The organism is Mycobacterium sp. NGS11, assembly GCF_059813315.1.
In genome coordinates, this window is record NZ_JCALEJ010000074.1 from 1 (window position 1) to 502 (window position 502).

Here is a 502-nt window from a genome sequence, read left to right on the forward strand (position 1 = left end):
TAGGTATCGCGCGCCCGTCGGCGCGGTCGAAGAGATTCTGGTCGGCATCTATGCGCAGGTGCTCGGCATCGAGCGGGTGGGGGTCGACGACTCGTTCTTTGACCTGGGTGGTGATTCGTTGTCGGCGATGCGGGTCACCGCCGCAGTCAACAAGGCTTTGCGGGCGGGCCTGGCGGTGCGGACCTTGTTCGAGGCGCCCACGGTCGCCCAATTGGCGCCCCGTATCGGTGCCGGTGGCGGGGGCCTGGAGCCGTTGGTGGCCGGTGAGCGGCCGGCGGTGGTTCCGCTGTCGTTCGCGCAGAACCGGTTGTGGTTCCTCGATCAGCTCCATGGCCCGTCACCGGTCTACAACATGGCGGTGGCGCTGCAACTGCGCGGGCCTCTGGATGCCGAGGCGTTGGGTGCGGCCCTGGCCGATGTGGTGGACCGCCACGAGAGTCTGCGCACCGTTTTCGGCACCTTAGAGGGAGCGGCTCAGCAAATAGTCATCCCAACTGAGCGG

1 protein-coding gene is annotated in these 502 nt (G+C 67.1%); it reads left to right on the forward strand.

Going from position 1 to position 502, the window contains the following annotated elements:
* Positions 1-502: phosphopantetheine-binding protein (locus AC5Y4T_RS26165; protein ID WP_499956151.1), on the forward strand; the 502-nt coding region annotated here is incomplete at both ends.